Here is a 232-nt window from a genome sequence, read left to right as displayed (position 1 = left end):
AATGTTGTTCAACTCTGGGTAGCTATCGCGAGGATAGATAATCGCAAACGGCCCCAACTCCGAAACATCCATGAGCTCACCATTTTTCTTATAAGCGATAATGACTTTATATTTAGATAGCTCGGCGGCTGGCATTGAATATGAATAATCATCCCATGCAAAAGCGCGAACATTGTTTCCCGTCAGCCCATATTCTTTTGCCAACGAGGTGAACTCAACACCGGTAAAAACG

1 protein-coding gene is annotated in these 232 nt (G+C 43.5%); it reads right to left on the bottom strand.

All coding sequences use genetic code 11. The features are described from left to right. Positions 1 to 232 (bottom strand): hypothetical protein (locus JEM65_RS22165; RefSeq protein ID WP_199603938.1); only part of this gene is annotated, 232 nt, incomplete at both ends.

The organism is Gelidibacter salicanalis, assembly GCF_016469035.1.
GTDB lineage: Bacteria > Bacteroidota > Bacteroidia > Flavobacteriales > Flavobacteriaceae > Gelidibacter > Gelidibacter salicanalis_A.
The sequence above is the reverse complement of the archived record's forward strand: the minus strand, read 5'-3'. Positions and strand labels throughout refer to the sequence as shown.